Consider the following 15,199-nt stretch of genomic DNA (forward strand, 5'->3'; position numbering starts at 1 on the left):
TTGGCGTTACAGCCAGCCCGAACGCTTGAAGCTGTAGTACAACCCCGAACAGCCCAGGGCGATCACCCCCAGCACGCCGAAGTAACCATAGTGCCAGGCCAGCTCCGGCATGTTCTCGAAGTTCATCCCGTAGATCCCGGCGACCGCCGTGGGAAACGCCAGGATCGCCGCCCAGGCGGCGAACTTGCGCTGGGTGATGCTTTGCCGTGACGACTCCAGCAGCATGCCGATCTCGATGGTCTGGCTGGCGATGTCGCGGATCCCGGCCAGGTCCTCCATCTGCCGCGTGACATGGATCTGCACGTCGCGAAAGTACGGGCGCATGTTCTTGTCGATGAACGGAAAGCTCAGGCGCTGCAGTTCTTCGCTGATCTCCACCATCGGCGCCACGTAGCGGCGCAGGCGCAGGATGTCGCGGCGCAGGCTGTGCAGGCGCTGGATGTCTTCTTCCTTGAGTGAATTGCCGAGCACGCTCTGTTCCAGCTCCTCGATCTCGCCGTGGATGGCCTCGCTCACCGGTTGGTAGTTCTCGGTGACGAAATCCAGCAGTGCGTAGAGCACGAAGTCCTCGCCGTGTTCGAGCAGCAGCGGGCGCGCTTCGCAGCGCTGGCGCACCAGGGCATAGGACTTCGAGTGACCGTTGCGGCAGGTGATGATGTAGCCGTTGCCGGCGAAGATATGGGTCTCGATGAACTCGAGCTTTCCTTCGTGGCGTACCGGCGAGTAGGTAACGATGAACAGCGCGTCGCCGAAGGTCTCGAGTTTTGGCCGGCTATGTTTCTCCAGGGCGTCTTCGATGGCCAGCTCATGCAGGCCGAACTGGCGCTGCAGGTTGGCCAGTTCCTCTGCATTGGGCTCTTCCAGGCCGATCCAGACGAAGTGTCCGGGCTTGCGCGCCCATTCGGCGCCCTCGTCAAGGCTGATGTTGGTGACCTTCCTGCCGGCGCTGTACACCGCCGATGCGACGACTCGACCCATGGTTGTCCGCTTATCCGATTGAACACGCTACACAGCTTGGGCTGTGTAGCGGTGCGGGGCAAGTCCGCACGCAGGTCAGGGCGTGGTGACTTCGCTTTCCATATGGTCGATGCAGTGTTGCATCTGGCTGCGGCATTGCTCGATCAGTGCGGGCAAGTCCTGCTGGGTCAGGCCCGCGGTGGCGATCGGTGCCAGCGAGCGGATGATCACGGTGCGCTGGCGCCAGCTGTTCAGGCCCAGGCGCTGGGTGTAGCGGCTGACGCACACCGGCACGATCGGCACACCGGCCTCGATGGCCATGTGGAAAGCGCCCTTCTTGAACGCCAGCAATTGCTCGCCGGGGTTGCGCGTGCCTTCCGGGAAGATCCAGATCGAGGTGTCGTCGCGCAGGGTCCGGGTGGTGGTCTGCATGGCCTTGCGCGCCTGGTAGGCGTTCTTGCGGTCGACCAGCACATTGCCGCCCAACCAGAACAGCTGGCCGAACAGCGGAATCCAGCCCAGGCTCTTCTTGCCGATGGCCACGGTGCGGCGCGGCACGACCTGGCCGAGGATGAACAGGTCATAGTTGGACTGGTGGTTGGCGATGATCACGCAGCCGGGGGGCTGGTCCCACAGCGGACCGACCTCGGCCTTGACCTTGATGCGCATGAGCCAGGCGGCCGGCACGCTGTACAGGCGGGCGAACAGGCGGCTGTTGTCGGGATTGAACGGGCGCAGCAGGCCGATCACCAGACCGACGACACCCACGAGCAGGAAGTGCAGCGCCAACAGGAGCATGCGAAGCATAAAAAGCATGGTACGACTCACACCGGACAGTCGCGGCGCAGTGTACGGGTGTGCACTGTCAGGGGCAAACGTTGCTATGGCGTATGGGGCTTTGACCTCGTGGGAGCGGGCTTGCCCCGCGATGCGATCGCCAGGCGGATACCATCGCGGGGCAAGCCCGCTCCCACAAAGCGTATTTAGAAAAGCCTGTGGACGGGATCAGCCCAGGTGGTTCTGGTCTGCCAGGATCGCCTCGTCCAGCGCTTCCAGCAGTGCCTTGCGCACTTTCAGCTTGGTGTTCTTGTGCGCCAGCATGTTCAGCTTCTTCAGTTCGCGGGCCGCGGCGAGGGCGGTTTCCCGCAACTGCTCGGCGGGCACCACCTTGTCGAGGAAGCCGGCTTCACGGGCGCCCTGTGGGTCGAAGATCTCGGCGTTGTTCACTGAACGCTGGAACGCCGCGCGGCCCAGACGGTCGCGGGCCAGTTCGATACCGGCATGGTGCATGGTCATGCCGATCTGCACTTCGTTCAGGCAGATCTTGTAGGGGCCTTCGACCCCGATGCGGTAGTCACCCGACAGCAGCAGGAAAGCGCCCTTGGCCACGGCATTGCCGGGGCAGGCGACGATCACCGGGAAGGGGTGCGACAGCAGGCGGCGGGCCAGGGTGGAGCCGGCGGTGACCAGGCCGACGGCCTCCTTGGGGCCGGCGGTCATCACCTTGAGGTCGTAGCCGCCGGAGAGAATGCCCGGCTGGCCGGTGATGATCACCACCGCGCGCTCCTCGACGGCGCGGTCGAGCGCGGCGTTGAAGGCTTTGATGACGTCCGGGGAGATGGCGTTGACCTTGCCGTTGTTCAGGGTCAGGGTGGCGATGCCGTCTTCGGCATGGTAGGTAATCAGCTCGCTCATGGCAGAGTCCTTTGGATGGCGTGGCGATGACGTTACCCAGCGGCACCGGTCAGGTAAAGCGCCAAGACTGACTGGTCAGTCAGCGCTGCGTCCTTGCGCCCTGTGCCCTCGGGGCAGCGGCGCAAGGTGCGGGAAAAGCGCTGGGCACAATGGCAGCATTACCCTGATTGACCCGGTTTTTTGGTCGGTTGGCTTAAGCGCATGAAAATTCTGAAAAAAATGCTTGCCAAAGGAAAAGGCTTCTACTAAATTAGCGCGCCTCGACAGGCTGAATAGCTTGAAGAGAAAACGGTGAAGTGTCCGAGTGGTCGAAGGAGCACGCCTGGAAAGTGTGTATACGAGAAATCGTATCAAGGGTTCAAATCCCTTCTTCACCGCCACATTCTGCGAAAAGCCCCCGAATCGAAAGGTTCGGGGGCTTTTTGTTTATTACGGCATGGTTTGTGGCTGCGCAGGCTTGGGCAGGCTTGCGCAGCAGTCAGTGGTCGGATTTAGCCGTGGGGCCGGCGCTCGGCAAATGCCCGAAATTCCCGGTCGCTTGCCCAGAGCTTGTCTATCTCGGCCTTTCGCTTTGTCGAAGGCGTGGCTTTCAGTGCTTCAAGCGCTTTGCCCCAAAATACGTAGCGGGTCGCATTCAGGTAGGCGCAATCGTTCGGGTTGCGGCCTAGCAGGTAATAGCGGCCAGCCTTGCGCAGTTCTCGGCTCAGGCCAATCAGTCTGAATCTGTTGCCCAGCCTGTGCTTGAGGCTCGGGGGTGGTATGTGGCTGGGCACTCCCCGCGATACCTCGACCAGTGCGCGGCTGAACTGCTCATCGAAACGCTGGAAGAACAGCCCCACCATGGCGTGGTAATAGGACTTCTGTGAATAGTAGTGATGCACGCAGTCGCGGGCCTCGACCACCTGCTTGTCGCCCAGCATGAAGGAAACGGCGATCTGCTCCATGGTGTGCAGTTGCGTATGCAAGTGTGCCCATTGATCGATCAGGGCGATCGCTTCGTCCAGCAGTCCGGTGTGACGGCGAGTCATTCCGCAGATACCGCTGTTGTAGAGACGCAGCGAAGGGCTGGGGGAACGCTTGCCCGCCGCCAGTTCCGCGACCAGCCCGGTGTAGTCGTCGCGCTGCGACGCGTGCTGCCAGCAGAACTCGTACTGGTCCATGAGGAAGTGCTCATCGCTGACGCGGTCGAAGAGCAGTGCCGGATCTTTCACGAAGATGGTATCGGTATCGACGAAGATGGTCTTTTCGGCGAGCTCCATGCCCCGACGAATCGCCATGGCCTTGCGTCGGTGAACGTAACCGGCCGGTCCCATCCAGTCCGCCAATGTCGCCTCGTCCAGAAGTTGCGTATGAACCGGCCAGCCTGCAAAGGCCTCGGGATGGTCGGTGAACACGCTAATGCTGAAACTCTCGCGATCGGCTTGGTGGCGCAGGGCGGAGAGGATGCTGAACTTTGCTTCGTGCAGGTAAGCGGTTTTCTTTCCGTACAGAAGGTACAACAGATGATTCGACTGCATAAAAACTGAATTCCAATATCCCTATCCGGCTCTGCGCCTACCGGGTGGCATAATGCCATATGCGTGTTGAAGCCTCCAAACGGCTTTCAACTGGTATGGTGACGATTGTGTTGCAGGGGGTAGCGGCAAGGTGAGGAGGCCTGCGCGCCGTTCGACCGCGAACGGGGGATTATGTTTGCCGCTAGCCCGCCGCAGCGCTCAAAAACTGACACTGGCCGACAGCCGGGCGGTTCGCGGTGCTCCCTGGAACAGGTAGTTGTCGCCCAGGTAGTCACCCACATCACGCCAATAGCGCTTGTCGAAGACGTTGTCCACGGTCAGGCGCAGTACCGTGTCGTAGCCGCCGATAGTTGTGCGGTAGCGGCTGCCGATGTCGAACACGGTATAGCCGCCGACTTCGACATCACCGGTGTGGTCGGCGTACTTTCTGGCGCTGTAGTGGGCGCCGCCGAGCAGGGCCAGGCCGGGGACGGGCAGGGCGTAGTCGGCCTGCAGTGCCGCGCGCAGGCGCGGGACGTTGATCGCCTGGTGGCCTTCGTAGGCGTCGGTGTCGCTGTTCTGCACGCGGGCGCGGATTGCCGCCGCACTGGCCTGGATCTGCAGGTTGGAGGTCACCCAGCCACTGGCGCCGAGTTCGAGGCCGGTGTTCTTCTGCTGGCCCGACTGCACGTAGGTCGGCATTGGGGTTGCGTCGGGGCGGGCGTATTGGTAGGCCTGGCGGATCTGGAACAGTGCCGCGCTGAAGCTCATGCCCTGCCAGTCGCGCTTGATGCCGACTTCGAGCTGGCGCGACAGGGTGGGGGCGAGGATCTCGGCGGCGTTGCTGGCGAACCAGGGCGCAGTGCCGCCTGCGGAAAGGCCCTTCGAATAGCTGGCATAGAGCGTGGTATCGGGCTGCGGCTTGTAGATCAGTGCCGCATTGGGCAGCAACTGGTACTGCTGGGTATGCCGCCCGGCGACGCCGTTCTCGTTCCAGGTCTTCTCGTCCAGCCGGACCTCGCGGGCCCCGACCACTGTCTGCCAGTGCTCGTTGAAGGTGATGCGGTCGCTGAAGAACAGGCCGTACTGGCGGCTGTCGAGGCGGCGCTCGCTGGCGCCGATCGGTTTGCCGGAGGGCGCGTAGGCTGGCGCATTGGTGTTAACATTGCCGGTGCCGATCCATTCGTTGTAGTACGGCCGCTGATCGAGTGTGCGACGTTGCGCGCTGGTACCCACGGTCAGTTCGTGGCCAACGCCCAAGGCGTCGAAGTGCCCATCGAGCGTGGCCTGTGCTTCATCGATGCGACGGGTGTCGTCGGGACTGCGGAAATCGTAGATGTCGTACTCGCCGTTGCTGCCGAAGAAGGCGCCCTCACTCGAGCCCCAGGCAAACGCACTGTAGTCGTCGATCACCACCTTGCTCCGCGAAGCGCTCAGGGTGCCGTTCCAGTTGTCGTTGAACTGGTACTTGAAGCGCCCGCCCAGGTTCAGCGAGTCGTTCTGCACCGGCTTGGCCCAGGACTGCCAGGCCAGGTGATCCTTGGGGTCGACGTTGTGGGGTAGCTGCTTGCCGCCGAGCAGTTGATAGCCCGGTACCGAATACTGCTCGCGGTGCTGGTACTCGGCGTCCAGTTCCAGCACGGCATTCGGGTTGATCTGCCAGTCGAGCGCCAGGGAGGCGAAATCCCGCTTGCCGTCGGCGTGGTCGACGTACGAGCGGATGTCCTCGTGGGCCAGGTTGACCCGCAGGCCGAACTGGCGCTCGGCGCCAAACCAGCCGCCTAGGTCGGTGGCCAGATAGCGTTCGCCCTGTTCATTGCTCGAGACTGTGACCGTGCGCACGTCCTCGGCCCGCTTGGTCACATAGTTGACCAGTCCGCCGGGCTCCGACACGCCGCTCTGCAACCCCGACAGCCCCTTGAGCAACTCCACCTGCTGCTTGTTTTCCAGTGCCACGTTCTGCTCGCCGGCGATCGTCTGGCCGTTGATCCGATAACTGCTGGCGGCGTTGAGCTCGAAGCCGCGCACGTTGAAGTTCTCGTAATAGCCGATGGGCGCGTAGCTTTCACCCACCGAGGCATCGCTTTGCAGCACCTCGCTCAGCTTGCGCACCTGGCGGTCGTCCAGCAGCTGGCGGCTGAATACGCTGACCGAGGCCGGGGTGTCGAGCAGCGGCGCGCTGTGCAGGCCGCCGACCTGGGCTTCGCGTGCCTGGTAGCTGGTGTCGTCCTGAACCTCAAAGATGTGCACCGGGGCGAGGATCACGCTGTCCTCGGCCAGGCCCTGGCCACTGTGCAGGGCAAGGCCCAGGCCGAGCAGGCCAAGGGGCAGGCGGGGGCGAAGCGGGGTCATGCAAGGCTCCTTGAAAGAGGACGCGCCGTTATCGCTCGGCAGCTGTCGGGCAGGCAAAAGGGCGCCATGGTAGCAGGCTGCCGGGCAATCTTTCAGGGGCAGAGGATGGGGAGGCCGGAGGCGATTGCGATGCAGGCGCTATCGCGGATCGAGCCCGCTCCCACAGTCCCGCATCAGTCTTCGGGCATGCGCATCTGCTGTGGGGCCGGCTTGCCGACGATGACGCCAGTACAGTCAATACGAGCGAAGTCGCTGTCGATTCAAGCCGCCGCCGGCCGCTGGTGCCGGCGCCAGCTGTCGTCGATCTTCGACCAGGTCTTGCCGTCGGTGATGGCCAGCAGCTTGCGGCCATCCTTGAAGGTGGCGAGGAAGGTGACTTCCTCCTCCTTGCCGCCCAGCAGAAGACCGGCCAGCAGGCCGACCGGGCCGGCCACCAGGGCGCCTGCCACGCCCCAGCCAAGGGCGCTACCGAGGCTGCGGGTCGATTCGAGGTTGGCCAGCTTCAGATCCTCGATCCGCGCCAGCGAAATGCGCTCGCCGGGCGAGGGGCTGCGCGGGGTCTTGAGTGTGAGCGCTCCATTGCGATACTCGCCTTCACCTTGCAAGAAATCGCCGGATTGCACCGTGAGTCTTGTCATTGTGTCGTCCTGTCAGGAAGGGGTCGTTGACCAACGCCTACTGAGCGCTTGCCACGCCGGTAAGTCAACGAGCAGGCGACGGAGGGTCGTGTGGCGGGTTGTCGCGCAGTAAAGCGCATAGACGAGCGAACGGCGGCGCTCAACAAGTGAAAGTCGCATTTTCGAAAGTAAACTTCGAACCGTTGTCTATAACTGCCATGGGTCATGACTGTAACTAATGCTTATCGCTGGCGCCGTTGATCCATCGCAGTTTGCGCAAATTAGTGCGGCACAGTTAATTTTCGAAAACGAAAAAATGGCGTCAAAAAACGCTGGACATTAAGTTTCAATGTGTGTCAGTTTTTTTGCGCCTCATAAAGGCGAGTGACAGGAAGTTCTCGCCCGGTGGGAGAACCCTGTCGGACATCAACTGCTTTTTTGTACACAAGGAAGTAATCTGCATGTCGAAAGTCAAAGAAAACGCCATTGTTTCCGCCGTTTCCGCACTGCAACCGAAGGGGCCAAGTTCGTCCTTCGGCCTGATCGACAGCTTTGCCCACCAGTACGACCGCGGCGGCGCGAACATCAATGGCAAGAAGTCCTTCACGGCCGACCAGGCCGCCGATCACATCCTGCGTGACGGCGCTGCCTGGAAAGACCTGAACAAGGACGGCACGATCAGCCTCACCTACACCTTCCTGACCAAGGCACCTTCGGACTTCTACAGCCGCGGACTGGGCTCCTTCAGCCAGTTCAGCGACCTGCAGAAGCAACAGGCCAAGCTGTCCATGCAGTCCTGGGCTGACGTGGCCAAGGTCACCTTCACCGAGGCGGCATCGGGCGGCGACGGTCACATGACCTTCGGCAACTTCAGCGCCAGCAACGGCGGCGCGGCATTCGCCTACCTGCCGTTCGACGGGCCTGGCTCGCACAAAGGGGAGTCCTGGTACCTGATCAACAGCGGCTACCAGGTCAACATCAACCCGGGTACCGGTAACTACGGTCGTCAGACCCTGACCCACGAGATCGGCCACGTACTGGGCCTGTCCCACCCCGGCGACTACAACGCCGGCGAGGGTAACCCGACCTACCGTGACGCCGACTATGCCCAGGATACCCGTGGCTACAGCGTCATGAGCTACTGGAGCGAGAGCAACAACGGGCAGAATTTCATCAAGGGCGGCGGTCAGTACTACGCCTCGGCCCCGTTGATGGACGACATCCTGGCGATCCAGAAGCTCTACGGCGCCAACTACGCCACCCGTGCCAGCGACACCACCTACGGCTTCAACTCCACCGCTGATCGCGACTTCTACTCGGCCACCTCGGCCTCGTCGAAGCTGGTGTTCTCGGTGTGGGACGGTGGCGGCAACGACACCTTCGACTTCTCCGGGTTCACCCAGAACCAGAAGATCAACCTCAACGAAGCGTCGTTCTCCGACGTCGGCGGCATGGTCGGCAACGTCTCCATCGCCAAGGGCGTGACCATCGAAAACGCCATCGGCGGCTCGGGCAACGACCTGCTGATCGGCAACGCGCTGGCCAACGTGCTCAAGGGTGGTGCCGGCAACGACATCATCTACGGCGGCGGCGGTGCCGACCAGCTGTGGGGCGGCAGCGGCTCGGACACCTTCGTGTTCGCGGCCGTCAGCGACTCCACCAAGGCGGCGCCGGATCGCATCATGGACTTCACTTCGGGCGTGGACAAGATCGACCTGTCGGCCATCTCCGCGTTCGCCGTGAACAAGCTGCCGCTGCAGTTCGTCAACGCCTTTACCGGTCATGCCGGCGAGGCGCTGCTGACCTACGACCAGGCCACCAACCTGGGCAGCCTGGCCATCGACTTCACCGGAAACAGCTCGGCTGACTTCCTGGTGACCACCGTTGGCCAGGCCGCTGTCACCGACATCGTGGTCTGATGCAACAGGGGGTGGCGCCTGCGCGTCGCCCCTTTTTGCCGGTGAGGCGAACCAATGAAAGCAAACTTGAGAACGATCGCGCTGGCCGCGATCCCCATGGTGTCGATGACCGAGGTAGTCATGGCGAGCAGCCTGTTACTCCCCAACGCCGCGCAGCTGGCCGGCCGTTGGCAGCTTTACCCCGAACAGCAGCAGGCCCAGGCTTGCGACCTGCGTCTTGGCGCCACGGAAGGCGAAATCGAAGGTGATCTGGAGTGTGCCAAGGGGCTGATAGGCCTGCGCCCCGGCAGTTGGCTGGTGACCCCCGACACCCTGGCCCTGGTGGGCAGTGACGGCAGCAGCGTGGTGCACTTCAGTCGCGAAGGCGCCCAGCGTTACGCCTGGACCACCCCGGACGGCAAGCAACTGGTGCTTGAGCGCCTCGACAAATAATCCCAGCCTGGAACTAAAAAGTTCCAGTTGAGCCAGGGCGAAACATGAAACTACCGAGCAAAAAGCCCGGGGCGCCTTTGTGGGCGGCACTCGGCGAACATAAGTCGACCTTGATCAGCGTGGGCTGTTTCACGGCATTGATAAACTTGCTCATGCTGGTGCCATCGATCTATATGCTTCAAGTGTACGACCGTGTACTGAGTTCGCAGAACACCACAACTTTGTGGGTGTTGACGCTGATGGTGGTCGGTTTCTTCGTTTATATAGGCGGGCTTGAAGCAATCCGCAGTTTCATTGTCATCCGCGTGGGCAACCAGTTGGAGAAAAGTTTCAACTTGAAGGTCTACCGCGCGGCCTTCGAGCGCAATTTGCGCCAGCGTGACGGCGCCGCCGGGCAGGCCCTGGGCGATCTGACCCAGCTGCGCCAGTTCATCACCGGCCCCGCGCTGTTCGCCTTCTTCGATGCCCCCTGGTTCCCCATCTACCTGGCAGTGATCTTCGCCTTCAACGTCTGGCTGGGGGTGATGGCCACGGTCGGCGCGCTGTTGCTGATCGCCCTGGCGATCCTCAACGAACGCCTCACCCACGCCACCCTGGCCGAAGCCAGTGGCTTCCAGCAGCAGTCGACGCAACTGGCCGGCAGCCAGCTGCAAAGCGCCGAGAGCATCCAGGCCATGGGCATGCTCGGCGCCCTGCGCCAGCGCTGGTACACCTTGCACGGGCGCTTCCTCGACCTGCAGAACAAGGCCAGCGACACCTCGGCGGTGATCACCGCCACCAGCAAGGGCCTGCGCCTGTGCCTGCAATCGCTGGTGCTGGGGCTGGGCGCACTGCTGGTGATCGAGGGGCAGATGACCCCGGGCATGATGATCGCCGGTTCCATCCTGATGGGCCGTGTGCTCGCCCCGATCGACCAGCTGATCGCGGTATGGAAGCAGTGGAGTGGCGCGCAGCTGGCCTACCAGCGCCTGGACGTCCTGCTGCGCGAGCACCCCGAGCCGCCGACGCCGATGCCGCTGCCGGTGCCCACCGGGCAACTGGCGGTGGAGCAGGTCAGCGCCGGCCCGCCTGGGCGCGACCTGGCCACCCTGCAGCAGGTGAACTTCGCCCTGGCGCCGGGTGAATTGCTCGGCGTGCTGGGCGCTTCGGGCTCGGGCAAGTCGACCCTGGCCAAGGTGCTGGTCGGTGTGTGGCCGACCATCAGCGGCCATGTGCGCCTCGACGGCGCCGAGCTCAGCCAGTGGGATCGCGATGCCTTGGGCCCGCATATCGGCTACCTGCCGCAGAACATCGAACTGTTGCGCGGCAGCATCGCCGAGAACATCGCCCGCTTCGGCGAGCTGGACGGCGTCAAGGTGGTCGAGGCGGCCCGCCTGGCGGGCGTGCATGATCTGATCCTGCGCTTGCCCCAGGGCTACGACACACGCCTGGGCGAGGAGGGGGTCGACCTTTCCGGTGGTCAGAAGCAGCGTATCGCCCTGGCCCGCGCCCTGTACGGCGATGCTCGGTTGATCGTGCTCGATGAACCCAACTCCAACCTCGACAGCCACGGCGAGGCCGCGCTCGCCAGTGCCATTGTCCAGCTCAAGGCCCAGGGCCGCACCGTGGTGCTGGTGACCCACCGCAGCGCGGCGCTGGCACAAGCCGACAAGCTGCTGGTAATGAACGAAGGGCGCATGCAGGGCTTCGGCCCGGCCCGCGACATCCTCCATGCCATGGGCCAGGCCCCGGCGCAACGCCCGCTGCAAGCCGGAGGTGGCGCATGAGCCAGCACACCCGTGACGCACGTTTCCATGTTCGCCTGGGGTGGCTGCTGACCCTGGTCGGTTTCGGCGGTTTCATGGCCTGGGCCAGTCTCGCCCCGCTCGACCAGGGCGTGCCGGTGCAGGGCACCGTGGTGGTGTCGGGCAAGCGCAAGGCGGTGCAGTCGATGGCCGCCGGCGTGGTCAGCCGCATTCTGGTCAGCGAAGGCCAGCTGGTGCGCCAGGGCGAGCCGCTGTTCCGCCTCGACCGCACCCAGGTGCAGGCCGATGTCGATGCGCTGCAGGCCCAGTACCGCATGACCCGCGCCGCCTTGGCGCGCTGGCAGAGCGAGCGCGACAACCTGGGGCAGGTGCAGTTTCCCGCTGAGTTGCTGGAAGATTCCGATGCCCGCCTGGCGTTGATTGTTGAAGGCCAGCGCCAGCTGTTCGACAGCCGCCGCCAGGCTCAGGCCCGCGAGCAGGGCGCCTTGGCCGCCAGCATTGACGGCTCCCAGGCCCAGCTGACCGGCATGCGCCGCGCGCGCAGCGACCTGCAGGCACAGGCCGATTCGTTGCGCGAGCAGCTCGACAGCCTGCGCCCGTTGGCCGGCGACGGCTATATCCCGCGCAACCGTGTGCTCGAGTACCAGCGCCAGCTGTCGCAGGTGCAGCGCGACCTGGCGCAGAACGCCGGCGAGAGCGCGCGCCTGGAGCAGGTGATCGTCGAGGCCCGGCTCAATCTGCAGCAGCGCCGTGAGGAGTATCAGAAAGAAGTGCGCACCCAGCTTGCCGAAGCCCAGGTCAAGGCCGCGACCCTGGAGCAGCAGCTCAATTCCGCGCACTTCGAATTGCAGCACAGTGAGATCCTGGCGCCGGCGGACGGCGTGGCGGTCAACCTCGGCGTGCATACCGAGGGAGCCGTGGTGCGGGCTGGCGACACCCTGCTGGAAATCGTGCCCCAGGGCACCGCGCTGGAAGTCGAAGGGCGCCTGCCGGTGAACCTGGTGGACAAGGTAGCGCCGCAGCTGCCGGTGGACATCCTGTTCACCGCGTTCAACCAGAACCGCACGCCACGGGTGACCGGGGAGGTGGCGCTGGTGTCGGCCGACCAGCTGATCGACGAGCGCAGCGGCCAGCCGTACTACGTGCTGCGCAGCACCGTCAGCGAAGAAGCGCTGGCGCGTCTGCAGGGACTGGCGATCCGCCCGGGCATGCCCGCCGAGCTGTTCGTGCGCACCGGCGAGCGCTCGCTGCTCAACTACCTGTTCAAACCCCTGCTCGACCGTGCAGGCACCGCCTTGACCGAACAATAAGGACCGCCCAGTGAAGAAGTTCCCACTGATCGGGCTGCTGCTGGCCTGTGTCTGGCTGCCGACCGCCGTCCAGGCGGCCATGGGGCCGTTCCAGGTGTACGAGCAGGCCCTGCGTCGCGACCCGACCTACCTCGCGGCGTTCAAGGCCCGCGAGGCCGGCCAGGAATACCGCGCCATCGGTCGCGCCGGCCTGCTGCCCAGCCTGTCGTACAGCTACAACAAGGGGCGCAACGACTCCGAGGTGCGTTATCTCGGCGATTCGCGTCGGCAGAAGGAGGACCGTACTTACAACAGCATGGGCTCGACCTTCATCCTTCAGCAGCCGCTGTTCGACTACGAAGCCTATTCGAGCTATCGCAAGGGCGTGGCCCAGGCGCTGTTCGCCGACGAAAGCTTCCGCGACCAGAGCCAGCAGTTGCTGGTGCGGGTGATGACCAGCTACACCCAGGCCCTGTTCGCCCAGGACCAGATCGCCATCAGCGTGGCCAGCAAGCAGGCCTACCGCCAGCAGTTCCAGCAGAACCAGCGCCTGTTCGACGCCGGCGAAGGCACCCGCACCGACATTCTCGAGGCCCAGGCCCGCTATGAGCTGGCCGATGCCGAGGAGATCAAGGCGCGCAACGAGCAGGATGCCGCGCTGCGCGAGCTGGGGGCGCTGATCGGCGAGCCGGCGGTGCGGGTAGAAGACCTGGCGCCGCTGCGCCTGGGCTTCGCCCTGCCGGTGGTCGATCCCAGCGGCTACGAGGCGTGGCAGGAGCGGGCCCTGGCCAACAACCCGCAACTGGCCTCGTCGCGCCAGGCGCTGGAAGTGGCGCGGTATGAGGTCGAGCGCAACCGTGCCGGGCACCTGCCCAAGGTGACTGCCTTCGCCACCTCGCGGCGCCAGGAGTCGGACAGCGGTAACACCTACAACCAGCGCTACGACACCAATACCGTGGGTATCGAAGTCAGCGTGCCGATCTTCGCCGGGGGCGGGGTGCTGGCCTCGACCCGCCAGGCCAGCCGGCATCTGGAGCAGGCCGAGTATGAGCTCGACGGCAACACCCGCAGCGCGTTGATCGAGCTGCGCAAGCAGTACAACGCCTGCGAGTCCGGCGCCAGCCGCCTGCGCGCCTACGAGCGGGCGCTGGTGGCGGCCGAGGCGCTGGTGGTGTCCACCCGCAAGAGCGTGCAGGGCGGCGAGCGGGTCAACCTGGATGTGCTCAACGCCGAGCAGCAGCTGGCCACTACCCGCCGCGACCTGGCCCAGGCGCGTTACGACTACCTGCTGGCGTGGATCAAGCTGCATTACCAGGCCGGGGTGCTGAGCGAGACGCAACTGGCGCGGGTGGATGAAGCGTTCATCGAGGGCAAGTCAGGCTGAGCCCAAGGCTCCAGGTCATCCACAAATCCCTGTAGGAGCAGCCTTGCCGAGGCCGCTCCCACAGAGGGGCCGGGCATTCAGGCGGCCACGACCAGCTTCCCGCGCTTGCGCTCAGCCAACCCCCACACCACCAGCGCCAGCGCCCCGATCACCAGCCCGGCCACCACGATCCCATCCCAGCCATGCACCTCGAACAGCTGTGTCCCCAGCAACGACCCCAGCGCCCCGCCTATGAAGTAGCAGGTGATGTACCCGGCATTGAGCCGTGTACGCGCCTCCGGCCGCAGCACGATCACCGCGTTCTGGTTGCTCACATGCACCAGCTGCACCGCCAGGTCGAGCAGCAGCACCCCCACCAGTAACGCCACCAGAGACTGCTGCGCGAAGCCCAGCGGCACCCACGACAGCAGCAGTGTTACCAGCCCCACGGTAGTGCCCAGCGGGCCCTTGCCGCGATCGGCCAGGCGCCCGGCCCAGTTGGCCGCCAGCGCGCCGATCGCGCCGGCCAGGCCGAACAGGCCGATCACCGCGTCGGAGTAGTGGTAGGGCGCATTGCTCAGCAGGAACGCCAGCGGCGTCCAGAACAGCGCGAACAGGCTGAAGGCCAGCAACCCCAGCAGCGAACGCAGGCGCAGCACCGGCTCCTCGACGAACAGACGGAACACCGAGCCGATCAGCGCCGGGTACTTGAGCCCCGCGTGGCTGTGGTGTCGCGGCAGGCTGCGGTAAAGCGCGAGGGCGCTGATCGCCATCAGCACCGCCGCCAGCACGTAGATGCTGCGCCAGCCGCCCAGTTCGGCCATGAAGCCGGCGGCGGTGCGCGCCAGCAGGATGCCCAGCAACAGCCCGCTCATCAGCGTGCCCACGGCGCGCCCACGCTGCTCCGGGGCACTGAGGGCGGCGGCCATGGGCACCAGCACCTGGGCCACCACCGAGAACAGCCCGGTCAGCGCGGTGCCCAACAGCAGCCAAGGCAGGCTCGGCGCGCAGGCGCTGATCACCAGCCCGGCGGTAGCGATCAGCACCATGGTGACGATCAGCCGGCGCTGCTCGAACAGGTCGCCCAGCGGCGCCAGCAACAGCAGTCCGGCGCCGTAGCTGAGCTGGGCGGCGATGACGATGGTGCCGGCGCGGGCGGTGCTCAGGCCGAATTGTTGGGCGATGCTGTGCAGCAGCGGTTGGGCATAGTAGTTGCTGGCCACGGCCAGGCCGGTGGCGGTGGCCATCAGCAGGATCAGGGCGCGTCCAAGAGTCGGGGCGGTCATGGATAGTCTCGTTGCAGGCAAGGGTGTGTGGCGACAAGTATCAGGAAG

At 64.5% G+C, this 15,199-nt stretch carries 12 protein-coding genes and 1 tRNA gene; 6 read left to right on the forward strand and 7 right to left on the reverse strand.

The annotated features are described in order from the left end of the window. Positions 1 to 6: 6 nt before the first annotated feature. The 3 genes from K5H97_RS07515 to K5H97_RS07525 all read right to left on the reverse strand — a co-directional run bounded on the left by K5H97_RS07515 (position 7) and on the right by K5H97_RS07525 (position 2,652). Entirely contained in the window at positions 7 to 978 is a 972-nt protein-coding gene (locus K5H97_RS07515) for a magnesium and cobalt transport protein CorA (protein WP_028691754.1), read from the reverse strand. A 75-nt stretch (positions 979 to 1,053) separates the two neighbouring features. Further along, positions 1,054 to 1,773: a lysophospholipid acyltransferase family protein gene (locus K5H97_RS07520; RefSeq protein ID WP_028691753.1), complete on the reverse strand. Its 720-nt coding sequence runs from the start codon at positions 1,771 to 1,773 to the stop codon at positions 1,054 to 1,056. Between the two features lie 189 nt (positions 1,774 to 1,962). Then, entirely contained in the window at positions 1,963 to 2,652 is a 690-nt protein-coding gene (locus K5H97_RS07525; protein WP_028691752.1) for a crotonase/enoyl-CoA hydratase family protein, read from the reverse strand. Positions 2,653 to 2,942: 290 nt separating this feature from the next. On the opposite strand from K5H97_RS07525, the gene K5H97_RS07530 reads away from it, so the two are divergent. After that, positions 2,943 to 3,032: transfer RNA gene (locus tag K5H97_RS07530), tRNA-Ser, on the forward strand. 111 nt (positions 3,033 to 3,143) lie between these two features. Here K5H97_RS07530 and K5H97_RS07535 read toward each other — a convergent pair. From K5H97_RS07535 to K5H97_RS07545, 3 genes are all read right to left on the reverse strand, one after another. Next, positions 3,144 to 4,151, reverse strand: coding sequence for a hypothetical protein (locus tag K5H97_RS07535; protein ID WP_155952706.1), 1,008 nt, complete (start codon positions 4,149 to 4,151; stop codon positions 3,144 to 3,146). Positions 4,152 to 4,367: 216 nt separating this feature from the next. Further along, complete coding sequence (locus K5H97_RS07540) at positions 4,368 to 6,500, reverse strand: TonB-dependent siderophore receptor (protein ID WP_028691751.1); 2,133 nt, start codon at positions 6,498 to 6,500, stop codon at positions 4,368 to 4,370. 260 nt (positions 6,501 to 6,760) lie between these two features. Next, positions 6,761 to 7,138, reverse strand: a complete 378-nt coding sequence (locus K5H97_RS07545; RefSeq protein WP_028691750.1) for a hypothetical protein — start codon at positions 7,136 to 7,138, stop codon at positions 6,761 to 6,763. A gap of 440 nt (positions 7,139 to 7,578) precedes the next feature. Here K5H97_RS07545 and K5H97_RS07550 point away from each other — a divergent pair, with 440 nt between their 5' ends. The 5 genes from K5H97_RS07550 to K5H97_RS07570 all read left to right on the forward strand — a co-directional run bounded on the left by K5H97_RS07550 (position 7,579) and on the right by K5H97_RS07570 (position 13,886). Next, positions 7,579 to 9,036 (forward strand): serralysin family metalloprotease, encoded by a 1,458-nt coding sequence (locus K5H97_RS07550; protein WP_028691749.1) that lies wholly within the window; start codon positions 7,579 to 7,581, stop codon positions 9,034 to 9,036. A gap of 66 nt (positions 9,037 to 9,102) precedes the next feature. Continuing rightward, positions 9,103 to 9,468: an AprI/Inh family metalloprotease inhibitor gene (locus tag K5H97_RS07555; protein ID WP_248691155.1), complete on the forward strand. Its 366-nt coding sequence runs from the start codon at positions 9,103 to 9,105 to the stop codon at positions 9,466 to 9,468. A gap of 44 nt (positions 9,469 to 9,512) precedes the next feature. Continuing rightward, complete coding sequence (locus K5H97_RS07560) at positions 9,513 to 11,234, forward strand: type I secretion system permease/ATPase (RefSeq protein WP_028691747.1); 1,722 nt, start codon at positions 9,513 to 9,515, stop codon at positions 11,232 to 11,234. Then, a complete protein-coding gene (locus tag K5H97_RS07565; RefSeq protein ID WP_028691746.1) occupies positions 11,231 to 12,523 on the forward strand; it encodes an HlyD family type I secretion periplasmic adaptor subunit in 1,293 nt (430 codons plus the stop codon). The genes K5H97_RS07560 and K5H97_RS07565 overlap by 4 nt, the downstream gene beginning before the upstream one ends. A gap of 10 nt (positions 12,524 to 12,533) precedes the next feature. Then, positions 12,534 to 13,886: a TolC family outer membrane protein gene (locus tag K5H97_RS07570; protein ID WP_028691745.1), complete on the forward strand. Its 1,353-nt coding sequence runs from the start codon at positions 12,534 to 12,536 to the stop codon at positions 13,884 to 13,886. A gap of 77 nt (positions 13,887 to 13,963) precedes the next feature. Here K5H97_RS07570 and K5H97_RS07575 read toward each other — a convergent pair whose 3' ends face one another. Continuing rightward, entirely contained in the window at positions 13,964 to 15,151 is a 1,188-nt protein-coding gene (locus K5H97_RS07575) for an MFS transporter (protein ID WP_028691744.1), read from the reverse strand. Positions 15,152 to 15,199: the final 48 nt, after the last annotated feature.

It is taken from the genome of Pseudomonas mosselii (assembly GCF_019823065.1).
GTDB classification, from domain to species: domain Bacteria; phylum Pseudomonadota; class Gammaproteobacteria; order Pseudomonadales; family Pseudomonadaceae; genus Aquipseudomonas; species Aquipseudomonas mosselii.

Coding starts and splice junctions, on each gene's coding strand:
- K5H97_RS07520 (WP_028691753.1), bottom strand. CDS start 1,773: ATGCTTTTTATGCTTCGCATGCTCCTGTTGGCGCTGCACTTCCTGCTC.
- K5H97_RS07565 (WP_028691746.1), top strand. CDS start 11,231: ATGAGCCAGCACACCCGTGACGCACGTTTCCATGTTCGCCTGGGGTGG.
- K5H97_RS07540 (WP_028691751.1), bottom strand. CDS start 6,500: ATGACCCCGCTTCGCCCCCGCCTGCCCCTTGGCCTGCTCGGCCTGGGC.
- K5H97_RS07575 (WP_028691744.1), bottom strand. CDS start 15,151: ATGACCGCCCCGACTCTTGGACGCGCCCTGATCCTGCTGATGGCCACC.
- K5H97_RS07550 (WP_028691749.1), top strand. CDS start 7,579: ATGTCGAAAGTCAAAGAAAACGCCATTGTTTCCGCCGTTTCCGCACTG.
- K5H97_RS07525 (WP_028691752.1), bottom strand. CDS start 2,652: ATGAGCGAGCTGATTACCTACCATGCCGAAGACGGCATCGCCACCCTG.
- K5H97_RS07545 (WP_028691750.1), bottom strand. CDS start 7,138: ATGACAAGACTCACGGTGCAATCCGGCGATTTCTTGCAAGGTGAAGGC.
- K5H97_RS07560 (WP_028691747.1), top strand. CDS start 9,513: ATGAAACTACCGAGCAAAAAGCCCGGGGCGCCTTTGTGGGCGGCACTC.
- K5H97_RS07515 (WP_028691754.1), bottom strand. CDS start 978: ATGGGTCGAGTCGTCGCATCGGCGGTGTACAGCGCCGGCAGGAAGGTC.